Source organism: Vibrio sp. 2134-1, assembly GCF_033339495.1.
This window is the reverse complement of record NZ_JAWOUS010000005.1, coordinates 119453-134852: the sequence shown is the minus strand read 5'-3', so window position 1 is coordinate 134852 and position 15400 is coordinate 119453. Positions and strand designations below refer to the sequence as shown.

The window sequence follows — 15400 nt, the reverse complement described above, 5'->3', positions numbered from 1 at the left end:
AATTATGAACTTAATAGAAAAGCGAACAAACCGATGCCCAAAATCAGACGGTAAATCACAAACGGTGTCATGCCCATGCGTGAAATCATCTTCAAGAAGAAGTGTATACAGATGTACGCACTGATAAACGATGTGATAATGCCAGTCAGTAAGAAACCAACATGGACAGGTTCACCACTGGTCACTAACTTCATACCTAAGTAGCTACCAGCTAATGTAATGATTGGGATCGACATTAAAAATGAAAAGCGGGCAGCCGCTTCTCGAGTAAAGCCAAGGTAAAGCGCTGCTGTAATGGTCGCCCCTGAACGTGAAGTTCCAGGAATCATCGCTAAGGCTTGGGCAATACCGATAAATACAGCTTTCTTCCAACCCGTTTGGTATTCATCGGCAACGAGTTCAGCGTTTTTGTCTACCCACCATAGCAACAAGCCAAATACGATCGTGGTAGTCGCGATGACGTAAGCGCTACGTAGATACACTTCAATGATGTCTTTCATCAATAGGCCGAACACACAAGCTGGAATCGTCGCAATCACGATCATCCAAGCCAATTTAGCTTCTTTACTGCGATCTCCTTTAAAGATCGAAGCAAATAACGCTTGAAACAAAGTGATTACTTCATGACGAAAATAGATCACGACAGCCATTAATGTACCGACGTGAACAGCAACATCAAAGGCTAGACCTTGGTCTTCCCATCCTAAAATAGCGGAAGGCAGGATCAAATGGGCAGAGCTTGAGATAGGCAAAAACTCTGTCAGCCCCTGAATCAGAGCCAAAATAAAGGCTTCAAAATAACTCATGTAAACAACTCAAATTAAAAATGAAAGGAAACGGGTTTGAGCGAATCGACTGGCTGCATAGCATGCCAAATGTCTGCGACTGTGCGTCCATCGCCTGGGATCACTAATTGCGGTTCGAGATCATACAGCGGCTTTGTGACAAAAGGATATTTGTAGATATCACTGCGAGGTAGCTCAGGTTTTTTCTTGGAGACGCGCTCACCGAACAACACTATATCGAGATCCAGTGTTCGATCCTGATACTTTTGCGCGTTTTCTTCGCGTCCCCACTTAAATTCAATCTCGCGTAGTTGATGGCTCAACTCTTCTAATGACAACTCGGTACGCATTGCAACGACAAAGTTGTAGAAATTCTTGCTGCTAAAACCAATAGGTTCGCATTCATATATCGGTGATACGAGGAGATTTTCTCCAAGCCGTTGCAGCTCCTGATACGCAGCAAGCACATGTTGCTCTCTTTCTACGTTCGTCCCAACACCGATATAAGTGGTGATCATGCTCGGCCTCGCTCAATCACCACACCAACAGCACGTGCTTGCGGTACGGCGCCAGGCTTCGCTAGGCGGATTTTCACCCAAGGCACAGAGAAACGCTGCATGATAAGCTCTGCTACTTCTTCAGCCACGCGCTCGACCAGTAAGAAACGACCATTTTCAATGTGGTTAAGTACCGCCTCACTCACCTGCGAATAATCCAGTGCATCTTGCACATCATCACTTTTGCCCGCAGGTTTATTATCGTGTGCCATTTCAATATCTAGAACCAACTTTTGTTTGATTTGTTGTTCCCAGTCGTACACGCCAATTGTGGTGATTACTTCTAACTGTTCAATAAAAACTTTATCCAGAGCCATCTTATGTCCTTCTGTTACAGAGGTCGGATACCCGTGAGGGGTAATTTGATCGTAGTATTCTATACCTAAGTAACATTTACTTTGGTCATCACAATGTTACTTAGGTATAAACTGCGAAAGCATCTTTATATACAAGAAATCACATAATGCAAGCTCTATCACAGTGAGGATTTCTGCATTATGTAAATTCGGGGTATGATAGCAACTACGCGGGAACCGAGCATTAAATTCCAATCCATCAAGGACTTCTATGGACGCACTGGCACTGATAATGACAATGGCCGCCTATTTATTAGGTTCGGTTTCCAGTGCGGTTTTGATCTGTCGACTCTTAAAACTGCCAGACCCACGCAGTGTGGGATCTAACAATCCTGGAGCAACGAACGTATTGCGTATTGGCGGACGAGGAGCCGCTGTTTCAGTCTTGTTGTGCGATATGCTCAAAGGCACTATCCCCGTGTGGGGCGGATACTTTCTTGGTATCGACCCTATCATTCTTGGTGTCATCGCCATTGCTGCCTGTCTTGGCCACATGTACCCCATCTTTTTCCACTTTAAAGGCGGAAAAGGTGTCGCAACCGCGCTTGGCGCTATCGCTCCGATTGGTTTGGACTTAACAGGATTGGTAATGTTAACTTGGCTGTCAGTAGCCGCGCTATTCCGCTATTCATCCTTAGCGGCTCTCGTCACGGTTTTGGTCACTCCGTTTTATACTTGGATGTTTAAACCGCAATACACGTTACCTGTTGCTATGCTGTGCTGCTTAATCGTATTTAAGCATCATCAAAATATTCGTCGGCTTTTGTCTGGCGACGAGCCAAAAATCGGCGAGAAAAAACTGACACAAAAAAACTCGGCTTAATGCCGAGTTTTTCGTTTAAAGAAGGATGTATTGGTTACGCATGAACTCGATTCAGGAAGTTCAACAACATCTGGTTGACGAACTCCGGCTGTTCTAAACAACTGATGTGTCCCGCTTGCGGAATTTCTACCAACTCACTGCCTGTGATACAGTCTTTCATTAAATAAGATTCAAAAACTGGACGGGGTTTATCTTCACAGCCCACTGCAATTAACGTCGGCAGAGCAAATTTTTCCGAATCCTCAATCACATCACGGCGACCAAACACCATGCGCCCTATGCGAGCTACTTCCACCGCACGCTCACCGTTCAGCTCTTCTAAACTGCGTTTGAATGCAGCGACCAACTCAGGATTCACCTGCTCAGCGTTATCAGCAAAAAACAATGGCACAACGGCTTCAATAATTGGCGCAGGCACTGCTTGGACTTGGCTGATGGTATCAAGCATTGCAAAATACTTCTTATACGTAACTTCTGGCTCCCAGCCAATGAAGGTATCCATCAATACCAGTGACTTAACACGTTGCGGCGCTTGAGCCGTTAGCTCTGCTCCCCACATGCCGCCAACAGATAAGCCCACTATCGAGAACTCTTCGATATCTAAATGATCCATCAATGCCAACATATGTTGTGCATAGTCGGCCAATGACTGTGTCGATGCAGGTGCAGCGTCCGATTCACCATGTGCCCAAAGATCTGGCACAATACAACGGAATGACTGGCTTAAAACCTCAACTTGTGGCGCCCACATTTGGCGATCCCAAAGGTAACTATGACCAAATAGAAGCACAGGGCCCTCACCTTTATCTAGATAAGCAAGTTGCTGACCTTCAATTTCAAACTTATTCATTGTTATATCCATTTCTTATTCTTCCACGTCATCCTAGCACTGAAACAATAGCGAACTGATCGCATCAGTCAGAATGTAAAACGAGGCGGTTCATTGAATAATTAAAAATAAAGGCCTCTGAGGAGCAGAGACCTTTATTACACAGAACCGGTTTCAAACTTACCGCATAAATTTGATTAAGCGACAGGTGTTAGTTGATCAATTGGCCAACGTGGACGAGCCTCTACTGACATATCAGCCACTTCGCCATTCTTCAAGCGCTGCATGCCTGCGTAAGCGATCATCGCACCGTTATCTGTACAGAACTCAGTACGTGGGTAGTAAACTTCGCCGCCAACTTTCTTCGCTAACTTCTCTAACTCAGCTCGCAAACGACGGTTAGCACTCACACCACCAGCAATAACAATGCGTTTCATGCCTGTTTGCTCAAGCGCGCGCTTACATTTAATAGCCAACGTAGCACACACAGCCTCTTCAAATGCCAATGCGATGTCCGCGCGGGTTTGCTCGTCATCACCGTTTGCAGCAATCGTGTTAGCCGTAAAGGTTTTTAGACCAGAGAAACTCATGTCCAAACCTGGCACATTCGTCATTGGGCGTGGGAACTTAAAGCGGCCCGGTGTACCTTTTTCCGCAAGTTTAGATAATAGTGGACCGCCTGGGTAATCCAAACCCATTAGCTTCGCTGTTTTATCAAACGCTTCGCCCGCCGCATCATCAATCGACTCACCTAGAATTTTGTACTCACCGATGCCTCTCACTTCCACCATCATAGAGTGGCCGCCCGATACTAATACCGCCACAAACGGGAACGGTGGAGGGTTATCTTCCAACATTGGGGCCAATAGGTGACCTTCCATATGATGAACAGGTACCGCTGGCACTCCCCAAGCATAAGCAATACTGCGACCGATAGTCGCACCCACTAATAGCGCCCCAACAAGACCAGGCCCCGCGGTATACGCGACACCATCGATGTCTTTTGAAGTTAAGTTCGCTTCTTTTAGTGCCTCTTTAATAAGAGGAATGGTTTTCTTTACGTGGTCACGTGAAGCCAACTCAGGCACCACACCGCCGTAATCTGCGTGCAGTTTTACTTGGCTGTATAGCTTGTGTGACAAGAGACCGTTTTCATCGTCATAAATTGCGATGCCAGTCTCGTCACAAGAGGTTTCAATACCAATAATGCGCATGGTTTTCTCAGTATGCTTTCTGTATAGAGGAAATTTGGGCGTCATATTACCTTGCCTTGGTGCTGCAAACAAATTTTGTACAGACAATAATCGACAAAAGGCTTTACAAAGTAGTTGTGATCGGATTAAAATTCCGCACCATTTTTGATCAAGCTGGTAAGAGACCTAACAATTGTGATTTGGTCTGTTGAATACCAGCGTTAACGAATAACCCCTGAGGTGAAAGGCATATGCCAGTAGTTAAAGTACGTGAAAACGAACCGTTCGACGTTGCTCTACGTCGTTTTAAGCGCTCTTGCGAAAAAGCAGGTATCCTTTCTGAAGTGCGTCGTCGTGAGCACTACGAAAAACCAACTACAGTTCGCAAACGCGCTAAAGCAGCAGCTCAAAAGCGTCACGCTAAGAAGCTAGCTCGCGAAAACGCTCGTCGCGTTCGCCTGTACTAATAACTGAGCTCCAAAAGGAATTTAGTTATGGCTCTGATTGATCAACTCAAAGAAGAGCAAAAATTAGCGATGAAAGCCAAGGACAAATTACGCCTTGGTACTATTCGTTTAGCCCTATCAGCAATCAAGCAACGTGAAGTTGACGAACAGATTACTCTGAACGATGACGACATTCTTGCAGTATTGACCAAGATGGTTAAACAACGTCGCGACTCTGTAGCGCAGTTTGAAGCAGCGGGTCGTCAAGATCTTGCTGATGCGGAACAAGCAGAAATTACCGTTCTTGAGGACTTTATGCCTCAACCACTGACAGACGAAGAAGTAGCGGCTCTCATCGAGAACGCGATTGCTGAATCTGGCGCAGCTGGCATGCAAGACATGGGCAAAGTAATGGGCGTTCTGAAACCGCAAATTCAAGGGCGTGCAGATATGGGTAAAGTAAGCGGTTTAGTTCGCTCTAAATTGGCTTAAGGTACCCCACCCAATTGCAGCAAGCCGTGCTATCCTTTGGAGCGCACGGCTTGTTTGTATCTGGATGGATGGAATGAAATCAATGGGCAATACGCTCATTCTTTTAAGGCATTCACTCCACTCATCATCTTCTTTTTTTGTTAGGTTTTATGGCTGGACACATCCCTCGCAGTTTTATCGATGACCTTCTAGCTCGACTTGATATTGTCGATATCATCGACGCACGTGTGAAACTTAAGAAAAAAGGCAAAAACTACGGCGCATGCTGCCCTTTCCACAACGAAAAGACACCCTCATTCAGTGTCAGTCAAGAAAAGCAGTTCTACCATTGTTTTGGTTGTGGCGCGCATGGAAATGCCATCGATTTTTTGATGGAATTCGACCGACTAGAATTCGTCGAAGCTATTGAAGAACTCGCTTCATACTTGGGTTTAGATGTTCCTCGCGAACAACGTAGCGGCGGTAATGGTTCGTTTCAGTCAGGCCCACAAGCAAGCAGCAGTGAAAAACGTAACCTATACGACTTAATGGGCAGCATTGCTCAATTTTATCGTAACCAACTCAAACAGCCAGCAAGTAAGGTGGCGATTGAGTATCTAAAAGATCGCGGCCTGTCTGGTGAAATCGTCCAGAAGTTTGGCATCGGCTATGTGGCTGATGAATGGGATTTAGTTCGTAAGAACTTTGGCCAGAATAAAGAAAACCAAGACATGCTCGTCACTGGCGGCATGTTGATTGAAAACGATAAAGGCAATCGCTACGACCGATTCCGTGGTCGAGTGATGTTTCCTATTCGAGACAGACGCGGCCGAGTAATAGGCTTTGGTGGTAGAGTATTAGGTGATGGGACACCAAAATATCTCAACTCACCCGAAACCCCGATATTTCATAAAGGTAAAGAGTTGTATGGCCTTTATGAAGTACTACAAGCGTACCGTGAGCCACCACAAATTTTAGTGGTTGAAGGCTATATGGATGTTGTCGCGCTTGCTCAATATGGCGTAGATTATTCCGTTGCCTCATTGGGAACCTCGACAACGGGCGATCACTTGCAAGTGTTATTCAGGCAAACAAGCACCGTCGTGTGTTGTTATGACGGTGACCGCGCAGGCCGTGAAGCCGCGTGGCGTGCCATGGAAAATGCATTGCCTTACCTAACGGATGGTCGCCAGTTAAAATTCATGTTTTTGCCGGATGGAGAAGATCCCGACTCTTATATCCGACAAAACGGAAAACAAGCATTTGAGCAGCAAGTGTCTAATGCGATGCCCTTGTCTGAATTCATGTTCAGCTCATTGACTCAGCAAGTCGATATGAGCACGAAAGAAGGCATGGCAAAACTGAGTACTCTTGCGGTTCCTCTCATTGATAAAGTCCCTGGCGGCACTTTAAGACTATACTTGAGAGAATTGCTTGGCCGCCGTTTGGGTTTGGTTGATGAACGCCAACTACAGCAGCTAATTTCAAAACAAGGTAAAGAGGATAAAAGGCCTCAACCTCATAAAGAAATCAAGCGAACGCCGATGCGAGAAGTGATCGCGTTACTGATTCAAAACCCACAATACGTAAGTATGGTGCCAGATCTAACTAGCGTTAGAGATTTGCCCATTCCTGGTCTAAGTTTATTTGTTGATGTACTTGATAAATGCCAAGCGCATCCCCATATCAACACAGGCCAATTATTAGAGCATTGGCGAAACAGCCAAAATGAGACCCTTCTGTCTCGTCTCGCGAGTTGGGACATTCCACTCGATGAGGACAACCAAGAAGAAATCTTTTTAGACTCACTGGATAAAATTATTGCCCAGTGCGTAGAAAAACAAATTGAAAACCTGCAGGCCAAAGCAAGAAGTGTCGGTTTATCAGCCGAAGAGAAAAGGGAGCTGCTAGCACTTATGCTAGATTTAAAAGCGTAACCCTGTTTAATTAGTCAGCAACGATTTAATTTGTTATAGTAAGTGGTTTGCATTTCGCATACTGATTCCTTCACCAGATTACGAAGTTGGATACCGTCTATGGATCACAATCCGCAGTCACAGCTAAAGTCACTTGTTATTAAAGGCAAGGAACAAGGCTATCTGACCTACGCCGAAGTAAATGACCACCTACCTGCTGAAATCGTAGATTCAGAACAGGTAGAAGACATCATTCAGATGATCAACGACATGGGCATTAAGGTAGTAGAAACTGCTCCTGATGCTGATGATTTAGCACTGAACGATGACACAAATATTACCGATGAAGATGCAGCCGAAGCTGCAGCCGCTGCACTTTCTAGCGTAGAGAGTGAGATTGGTCGTACAACAGACCCAGTACGTATGTACATGCGTGAGATGGGTACTGTCGAACTTCTAACTCGCGAAGGCGAAATCGACATCGCAAAACGTATTGAAGAAGGTATTAACCAAGTTCAATCGTCTGTTGCTGAATACCCAGGCACAATTCCGTACATTCTTGAGCAATTTGACAAAGTTCAAGCTGAAGAACTACGTCTTACAGACCTAATTTCAGGTTTTGTAGATCCAGATGCTGACGACACCGCTGCACCAACGGCAACACACATCGGTTCTGAACTGACTGAATCTCAGTTAGAAGAAGAAGACGATGAAGACGTTGATGACGACGAAGATAGCGATGACGATTCAGATGATTCTGAAGAAGATGTAGGTATCGATCCAGAATTAGCGCTAGAGAAATTCAACCAACTACGCAGCACCTATCAAAATCTTCAATTAGCAATCAACGAGTACGGCTATAACAGCCCGAAAGCAACCGTTGCTAATGAAATGATGCTAGACGTATTCCGCGAGTTTCGTCTAACGCCTAAACAGTTTGATCACCTAGTGAATGAACTGCGTACTGCTATGGATCGCGTTCGTACTCAAGAGCGTCTGATCATGAAGTCAGTGGTTGAATACGGCAAAATGCCGAAGAAATCATTCATCGCGCTGTTCACTGGTAATGAATCAAGTGAAGCTTGGCTGGATGAAGTTCTTGCTTCAGACAAGCCATACGCTGAAAAGATCAAACGTAACGAAGAAGAAATCCGTCGTTCAATCGCTAAGCTAAAAATGATTGAAGAAGAGACTTCTCTAAACGTACAGAACATTAAAGACATCAGCCGTCGTATGTCTATCGGTGAAGCAAAAGCTCGCCGTGCGAAGAAAGAGATGGTTGAAGCGAACTTGCGTCTTGTAATTTCTATCGCGAAGAAATACACCAACCGTGGCCTACAGTTCTTGGATCTGATCCAGGAAGGTAACATCGGTCTGATGAAAGCGGTAGATAAGTTCGAATATCGTCGTGGTTACAAGTTCTCGACTTACGCAACGTGGTGGATCCGTCAGGCAATCACTCGTTCAATCGCGGACCAAGCACGTACGATCCGTATCCCGGTACACATGATCGAAACGATCAACAAGCTAAACCGTATTTCTCGTCAAATGTTGCAAGAGATGGGTCGCGAGCCACTACCGGAAGAACTGGCAGAGCGCATGCAAATGCCAGAAGACAAGATTCGTAAAGTTCTAAAAATCGCTAAAGAGCCTATCTCAATGGAGACACCAATCGGTGACGACGAAGATTCGCATCTAGGTGATTTTATCGAAGATACAACGCTAGAACTTCCGCTAGATTCTGCAACTGCAACTAGCCTTAAGGTGGCAACAAAAGACGTGCTTGCAGGTCTAACGCCACGTGAAGCGAAAGTACTTCGTATGCGCTTTGGTATCGACATGAACACTGACCATACTCTAGAAGAAGTTGGTAAGCAGTTCGACGTTACTCGTGAGCGTATCCGTCAGATCGAAGCAAAAGCACTACGTAAACTTCGTCACCCAAGCCGCTCAGAGACTCTGCGCAGCTTCCTAGACGAATAATCGCAGCGCATACAAGCTTTTAGAAATCAAAAAAGGTGACTTTAGGTCACCTTTTTTATTATCTACTGTTCTAAGTGGATAAAAACTAAGCGCAATTGCCCTAGTTGGTATCTAGACACCTTGCAACGCTTCCCCTATAATCGTTGTCCTATTAAGGCCCCTTAGCTCAGTGGTTAGAGCAGTCGACTCATAATCGATTGGTCCGCAGTTCAAGTCTGCGAGGGGCCACCATATTCCGAAAGGCGTAGCAGGTTAATACCTACTACGCTTTTTTTGTATCTTATATCTTTGGGTACAGTTGCGGTAACTCGTCACTAACCTCGTAATAGCTTTTCCTCTTCCCCTCTTCTTTAACTATTATCTGGCTCTCTATACGAGCAATAGAAACAAAATGTCTGCTCGTGATTTAAACCATTGACCCTCAGACAACTTCTGATAGGATGGACATACAAACGTATAGACGTCTAAAACAAAAAATGGAGCTACAATGAAAAGTATTGGTCACTTAAAGAAACTAGCTTTGATTCTCACGGCAGTAGTCGGCTTAAGCGCTTGTGGAGAAAAAGATGACTCTGTCATTAAAGTGGGCGCGACAGTTGGACCACATGCACAAGTAGTCGAGGCGGTAGCGAAGGAGGCAGCAAAGCAAGGTTTGAATGTCGAAGTCATTGAGTTTTCTGACTACGTGACACCTAATGCCGCTCTTAGCGATGGTAGCATCGATATTAATAGCTATCAGCACCAGCCATTTTTAGACAACTTCAACAGTAGCCATAACGCCCAATTAGTATCAATTGGTCAGTCCATTCTTATGCGTATGGGGCTTTATTCCAATAAGTATCGCTCACTGCAAGAGCTTCCAAACAATGCACGTATAGCGCTTCCAAATGACCCTACCAACGGTGGTCGTGGTCTGTTGCTACTCGCCGATGCAGGTTTAATTGAGCTGAAACAGGGTGTTGGCCATAAAGCCGCCCTAACTGATATCACAAAAAACGCAAAATCATTTGAATTTGTCGAGGTAGATGCCGCTCAGCTACCAAGAACATTAGATGATGTGGACGCGGCTGCGATTACAATGAACTACGTAATGTCTTCTGGTTTAGATCCGAAGAAACAAAGTATCTATCTTGAAGCAAAAGACGCCCCATTAGCAGTCATGGTCATCGCCACTCGTGACGCAGACAAAAATAATGAAGCGTATAAAAAGTTCGTTTCTATTTATCAATCTCAAGCGATTCGTGATTATCTCGATCGCACTTTCAAAGGCACAATCGAAGCAGCTTTTTAATCAATAAAGCAGCGAATACTTTGCCCACGAATCAGATAGAAAAGAGGCTAATGTTTTCTCATAGCCTCTTCTTTTCATTACTCACTAAATCGACTCATTGTCGACTTTCAGCCTCTAACTTCATTGCCAAATAAGCTTGGTCAGCAGAAACCAACTCAGGACGGTTAATCAACTTCCAGAGGAAGTATGGTGGGATTAAAAATACGATGAAGTAGAGAGATTCATGGAAGAAAACATCGGCTATCGTTTGCTGATGCTCCCAAAGTGCCGTCAGTGCGAAGAGCTCTAACATCACGCCTAATACGCCAAAGACGACAGAGACAACAATCGCTAAACCCAGTAGTTCTCTAATAAAGTGCTTGTATGCCATGATACTAATTCCTTCTAGCAATAAGTCATACTAACTTACGCTCATAAGAAAGAAGCCAGCTTGACTATCATCAAACTCCCCTCATCACAGTTAAGAACTTAGTTTTATAAAAAAGGACTTGTATATAGCACCATTGAAGATTGACCTCTCTATCACAATACAATGACATCATTTCTCGACTTTGAGACTAGCCTTTTACATTTATCAGCAGTGTAAACAAGAGGTCATAATGAAAAAATATACCTATCCTTTACTTGCTATCTCAGGTGGTCTTTTATTGACGGGCTGCGGTAGCGACGACTCTTCATCCGATACAGAAGCAGCCACTTTTTCTCTCAGCATTTCCGATGCTCCTGTCGACGATGCCAACAAAGTCGTTTTAGCGTTTCAAGATGTTGTCCTTGTACCATTTGACCCTGAAACTGGCGAGCAAACTGGAGAACACATTCTGTTAGATGCTAGTGACAATGGAGCACTACACCAAGTTGATCTAATGGAATATCAGGGAAGCAACGCTAAAACGATCATTCACGAACAGGACATTGCTCCTGGTGATTATGCTATGTGTGTGTACGCTAAAGACGGCAAACAATTAAACGATACAACACTGTCATACGTAGAGAAGACAGACGGCAATATCAAAGGCTTAGTTGTACCTAGCCGAGGCAGCTGTTTTGGTTTTAAACCAGATACGAGCGATCAAGGTCGCTTAAAGTTTTCGCAAAAAGGTCAGTATGTAAAAGTTCATACTGGTCATAATAGCTATGTTGTCGAGTTTGACTTACGCAAAGGTCTGGCGGATCCAACAGGCAAAGATTACATGAACATGAACTCTAATGCGGTAAGCTTAGTAAACGCATCAGAATCAGGTCATATTAGTGGTGAAGTCAGTGAAATTCAGTATCAAGCGTGTGAAGCAGACAGTGCAGCATCAAATGCAATAAATGACGTTCCTGCCGTTCACTCTGTTTACCTATATGCAGGTTCAATGGATAGCTCAACCATGGGCGATATGGGTGCGACAGATCCACTCAACGCGCCAGTTGCGGTAGCTAACGTGAATGAATCGCAAGACGAAGAAGGTAATACAACCTACAGCTACGAGTTTGGTTACATCGGCCCGGGTACTTACAGCATTGGCTACACATGTACTGCGTATATTGATACGCCAGACGCTCATGAAACTTCAGAAGACGGTTTCTTGATTTACCAGCATTACACGCCAGTTGATGTTGTCGAGGCAGAGCTGACAACTCAGGACATTAATCCAATTCTTTAAGTCACCACATTAAAAAAGCCGCTCGTACTGAGCGGCTTTTTACTTAGTCAGAAAGGTAATATTGCACCGTCGATACCACTCGTACTTTCTTAATGTAAGGCGTGTTGCTGTCTCGGTCATAAATCGAGAACTGCCCTTGAGTTGCACGTTTGATCTTACCCAGTGAACTTTGTGAGTCTTTCGCAAATTTCTCAGCCACTTCACGCGCATTCTTAGTCGCTTCTTCGATCATGTCTGGCTTCACATCATTCAGCTTAGTAAAGCTGTACTCAACACGATTTGCATAAGGATCTTGGTTAAGCAAAACACCTTGTTTTCCTAGCTCACCTATTTCATTGATTGCCGCTCGAACAACATCAACACTCTGGCTGTAAACCGTAACGGTTCGCGAGGCCAAATAACGATACTCAATGTCTTGCTCGCTCCCATATTGCTGTGCTTTTCTGTCAATGACCGCTGGGGAAGAAAGGGAAACGCTGGTTTCAGGAAGCCCTTTGGCACTTAGAAAGTCCAAAATCAAACGGGTTTGCTGGTCAATTTCATCAAACATGGCCCCCATATCATTACTCGCTAGAGTAAATTGAATCGGCCAAATCACCGTATCAGCAGGATACTCACGCTCCGACAAACCTTTTACTGTCACGACTCTTTCATAGGCTCGGTATTTCACCGCCGTCTGCTGCATAAAATAGCCAAGGATGCCAAGACCAAGTATCAAACTTAGCCCAATCCAAAGTGCTGCTTTATTGGAAACTCGTTCCATTATTTCCCCCTGATAAATATCAACTTAGCTTAATCTTTGTTCTAGATAAGATAGCCTATCTATTATTTTAAGAGGGAGACATAACGCGAGTTTTGATTCATAGCACAGTGATATACCGTTTTCTTTAGTCAATAAAGCTTCATTGGTTTGTCACCAAAGGCTCATGCTTTTGCCTCTTAACTGTCATCTGTAATTTCTACTATCCAATCAGCAACTTGTACGCTGAGGTAAATATGGATAGTTCAACCCCTTTTCGTCTCCCTCGTAAAACGCCGTTTGGCATTGGTGAAAACGTTGCTGAATGGGCAACCGGTTTAAACCAACTTGATAAGTTCTACGCCCAACGCCCCGTTAATGCCGATACCAAAACTTTTCTCCGCTTCACGCTGGATATCTTAGGTATCGATTATCGCATTACTCATGGTTCACTCGACTCAGTACCTAAACAAGGTGCTACCGTCATTGTGGCGAACCACCCGCTTGGTTGTGTGGAAGGCGTCATCTTGGCCGAACTCTTGTTGATGGTACGAGACGATATCCAAATTCTAGCCAATCAATACCTGAAAACCGTGCCGGAGTTAGATCAGCTCTTCATTGGTGTCGATGTGTTTGAAGGCAAAGACGCCGTCAAATCGAATATGAAGGCCCTCAGAGCGGCTAATAAACACCTAGCAAGTGGCGGCTTATTGCTTGTCTTTCCTGCCGGTGAGGTTTCCCAGTTAGTCGATGCCAAACAGCAACGCTTGGAAGATAAAGCGTGGAGTCGAAGCGTAAGTAGCCTAATCCGCAAAAACAAAGCAACGACAGTTCCAGTATTCATCAGTGGTCAGAACTCGAAACGCTTCTATATGGCAGGGAAAATCCATCCACTTTTGCGCACCCTACTGCTCGGGCGGGAGCTACTGAACAAACAGGCGCAAACCATCAACTTATCCTTTGGCCAAGCGATAAAATTTAAAGAGCTGAACACACTTAGCGATGATCAAGTGGTGAACTATTTGCGGCTCAACACTTACTTACTCAATCGTGAAATCCAATCGGTGGAGCCCTCTTCCTCATCAGAACGGCTCTCACCAATAGCGGCAGGGTTACCCGTAGGCGAATTGCTTGAAGAACTGAACAACTTACCAAAAGAGTCCAAGCTGCTAACAAGTGGTGAGTTCGATGTCTACTGCGCGGAGTCGCAGAATATCCCTTCCCTACTGCATGAAATTGGTCGCCTACGTGAGCTCAATTTCCGACAAGTTGGCGAAGGGACGGGACTAGCAATAGACATTGACCATTTCGATCATGATTACCTGCATCTGTTTGTGTGGGACAGAGAGAATCAATGCTTGGTGGGCGCGTATCGTTTAGGTCTGGTTGATCAACTGATTGAAAAGCGCGGCGTAGCAGGTCTGTATTCACGAACGTTGTTTAACTATGACCAACGCTTTATCGACCAAATGGGTAAATCCATTGAGATGGGGCGCTCTGTGATTGCACAGCAATATCAAAAGAGCATGAGCGCGCTACTGCTGCTGTGGAAAGGCATCGCAACGTTCGTTCATCAAAACCCAGATTACACTCACCTATTTGGTCCGGTAAGCATTAGCAACGATTATAGCGATACTGCACGTCAATTACTGGCTCAATCAATGACACTGCACCACTACGACAACAATTGCGCAGAGTACGTCACACCTTCTAACCCACTTCCTGAGCACCACCGTGACTGGAACACCAGCATGCTCACTGCTCTGGGTGATTTACAGCTATTGTCACGTGTCATTGCCAGAATCGATGAAGGGAAAGGAGTGCCCGTTTTGCTGCGTCAGTACTTAAGCCTCAATGGCAAGCTGGTATGCTTCAACGTCGACCCTGCATTCAATAACGCTCTAGATGGATTGATTATGGTGGATTTGCGCGATGTTCAAGAAAAGACGTTGGCAAGGTATATGGGACGCGAGCAAGCTCATGACTACCTCGTCTATCATACTAATAGCAACGATGATTAAGAACAGTGATTAAGTAGAGAGTTGGGAATCACAAGAAGAACCGTGTGGCGACTCTCTTTATTTACTCTTTCATCAACTAATTAGGCGTACTCCGTGAAGTGCGCCGAAAAGAATCTTATAGATACAATCTATCGAAAGATCTAGATAGCATTTATCTCACCAATTCCGTCACAAACTTTCACAAAAAACAAAAACAGATCCAAGTCACACTTTAAATCCACCACAACTCAACACAAAACGTGACATTGATCATTACAAGTATTTAATTCGAATTTCAAAAAAAATTAAAAGCGATCAAAGTCACAAGGTATTTTAATTTTAAATTTGTCAGAAGATCGGAT

The 15400-nt window shown here is 44.6% G+C and carries 15 protein-coding genes and 1 tRNA gene; 9 read left to right on the top strand and 7 right to left on the bottom strand.

Annotated features, from left to right (window positions below; all coding sequences use genetic code 11):
- Positions 1-2: 2 nt before the first annotated feature.
- From R7R78_RS08530 to folB, 3 genes are read right to left on the bottom strand one after another with little or no spacing between them, the layout of a single operon-like run.
- Positions 3-806: an undecaprenyl-diphosphate phosphatase gene (locus tag R7R78_RS08530; protein WP_167415005.1), complete on the bottom strand. Its 804-nt coding sequence runs from the start codon at positions 804-806 to the stop codon at positions 3-5.
- A gap of 14 nt (positions 807-820) precedes the next feature.
- Positions 821-1303 carry a 2-amino-4-hydroxy-6-hydroxymethyldihydropteridine diphosphokinase gene (folK, locus tag R7R78_RS08525; RefSeq protein WP_005387457.1) on the bottom strand — a complete coding sequence of 161 codons (483 nt, stop codon included), beginning with the start codon at positions 1301-1303 and terminating at the stop codon, positions 821-823.
- Complete coding sequence (folB, locus tag R7R78_RS08520; RefSeq protein ID WP_005387458.1) at positions 1300-1659, bottom strand: bifunctional dihydroneopterin aldolase/7,8-dihydroneopterin epimerase; 360 nt, start codon at positions 1657-1659, stop codon at positions 1300-1302. The genes folK and folB overlap by 4 nt, the downstream gene beginning before the upstream one ends.
- Positions 1660-1909: 250 nt before the next feature.
- On the opposite strand from folB, the gene plsY reads away from it, so the two are divergent.
- Positions 1910-2521, top strand: coding sequence for a glycerol-3-phosphate 1-O-acyltransferase PlsY (gene plsY, locus R7R78_RS08515; RefSeq protein WP_005379857.1), 612 nt, complete (start codon positions 1910-1912; stop codon positions 2519-2521).
- Between the two features lie 34 nt (positions 2522-2555).
- Here the strand turns inward: plsY and R7R78_RS08510 are convergent, their stop codons facing one another.
- Both R7R78_RS08510 and tsaD read right to left on the bottom strand, forming a co-directional pair.
- A complete protein-coding gene (locus R7R78_RS08510; protein WP_171344386.1) occupies positions 2556-3371 on the bottom strand; it encodes an alpha/beta fold hydrolase in 816 nt (271 codons plus the stop codon).
- Positions 3372-3547: 176 nt separating this feature from the next.
- The gene (tsaD, locus tag R7R78_RS08505) at positions 3548-4564 is read right to left on the bottom strand and encodes a tRNA (adenosine(37)-N6)-threonylcarbamoyltransferase complex transferase subunit TsaD (protein ID WP_005379854.1); all 1017 of its coding nucleotides are present in this window, start codon (positions 4562-4564) and stop codon (positions 3548-3550) included.
- 230 nt (positions 4565-4794) lie between these two features.
- Here tsaD and rpsU point away from each other — a divergent pair, with 230 nt between their 5' ends.
- The 6 genes from rpsU to R7R78_RS08475 all read left to right on the top strand — a co-directional run bounded on the left by rpsU (position 4795) and on the right by R7R78_RS08475 (position 10650).
- Positions 4795-5010, top strand: coding sequence for a 30S ribosomal protein S21 (rpsU, locus tag R7R78_RS08500; protein ID WP_001145625.1), 216 nt, complete (start codon positions 4795-4797; stop codon positions 5008-5010).
- Between the two features lie 27 nt (positions 5011-5037).
- Positions 5038-5481 (top strand): GatB/YqeY domain-containing protein, encoded by a 444-nt coding sequence (locus R7R78_RS08495; RefSeq protein WP_225473420.1) that lies wholly within the window; start codon positions 5038-5040, stop codon positions 5479-5481.
- Between the two features lie 149 nt (positions 5482-5630).
- Positions 5631-7397 (top strand): DNA primase, encoded by a 1767-nt coding sequence (gene dnaG, locus R7R78_RS08490; protein WP_005379719.1) that lies wholly within the window; start codon positions 5631-5633, stop codon positions 7395-7397.
- A 99-nt stretch (positions 7398-7496) separates the two neighbouring features.
- Positions 7497-9359 carry an RNA polymerase sigma factor RpoD gene (gene rpoD, locus R7R78_RS08485; protein ID WP_005395986.1) on the top strand — a complete coding sequence of 621 codons (1863 nt, stop codon included), beginning with the start codon at positions 7497-7499 and terminating at the stop codon, positions 9357-9359.
- 155 nt (positions 9360-9514) lie between these two features.
- Positions 9515-9590, top strand: a tRNA-Ile gene (locus R7R78_RS08480).
- A gap of 256 nt (positions 9591-9846) precedes the next feature.
- Positions 9847-10650 carry a MetQ/NlpA family ABC transporter substrate-binding protein gene (locus tag R7R78_RS08475; RefSeq protein WP_017633488.1) on the top strand — a complete coding sequence of 268 codons (804 nt, stop codon included), beginning with the start codon at positions 9847-9849 and terminating at the stop codon, positions 10648-10650.
- Between the two features lie 94 nt (positions 10651-10744).
- Here R7R78_RS08475 and R7R78_RS08470 read toward each other — a convergent pair whose 3' ends face one another.
- A complete protein-coding gene (locus R7R78_RS08470) occupies positions 10745-11020 on the bottom strand; it encodes a hypothetical protein (protein WP_005383040.1) in 276 nt (91 codons plus the stop codon).
- A 229-nt stretch (positions 11021-11249) separates the two neighbouring features.
- Between R7R78_RS08470 and R7R78_RS08465 the strand changes: the two genes are divergently transcribed.
- On the top strand, positions 11250-12299 hold the full coding sequence (locus R7R78_RS08465; protein ID WP_225473419.1) for a DUF4382 domain-containing protein: 1050 nt from the start codon (positions 11250-11252) through the stop codon (positions 12297-12299).
- A gap of 43 nt (positions 12300-12342) precedes the next feature.
- Here the strand turns inward: R7R78_RS08465 and R7R78_RS08460 are convergent, their stop codons facing one another.
- Entirely contained in the window at positions 12343-13062 is a 720-nt protein-coding gene (locus tag R7R78_RS08460; protein WP_005379714.1) for an SIMPL domain-containing protein, read from the bottom strand.
- Between the two features lie 233 nt (positions 13063-13295).
- Between R7R78_RS08460 and R7R78_RS08455 the strand changes: the two genes are divergently transcribed.
- Positions 13296-15059, top strand: coding sequence for a lysophospholipid acyltransferase family protein (locus R7R78_RS08455; RefSeq protein ID WP_225473418.1), 1764 nt, complete (start codon positions 13296-13298; stop codon positions 15057-15059).
- The last annotated feature ends 341 nt before the right edge of the window (positions 15060-15400 follow it).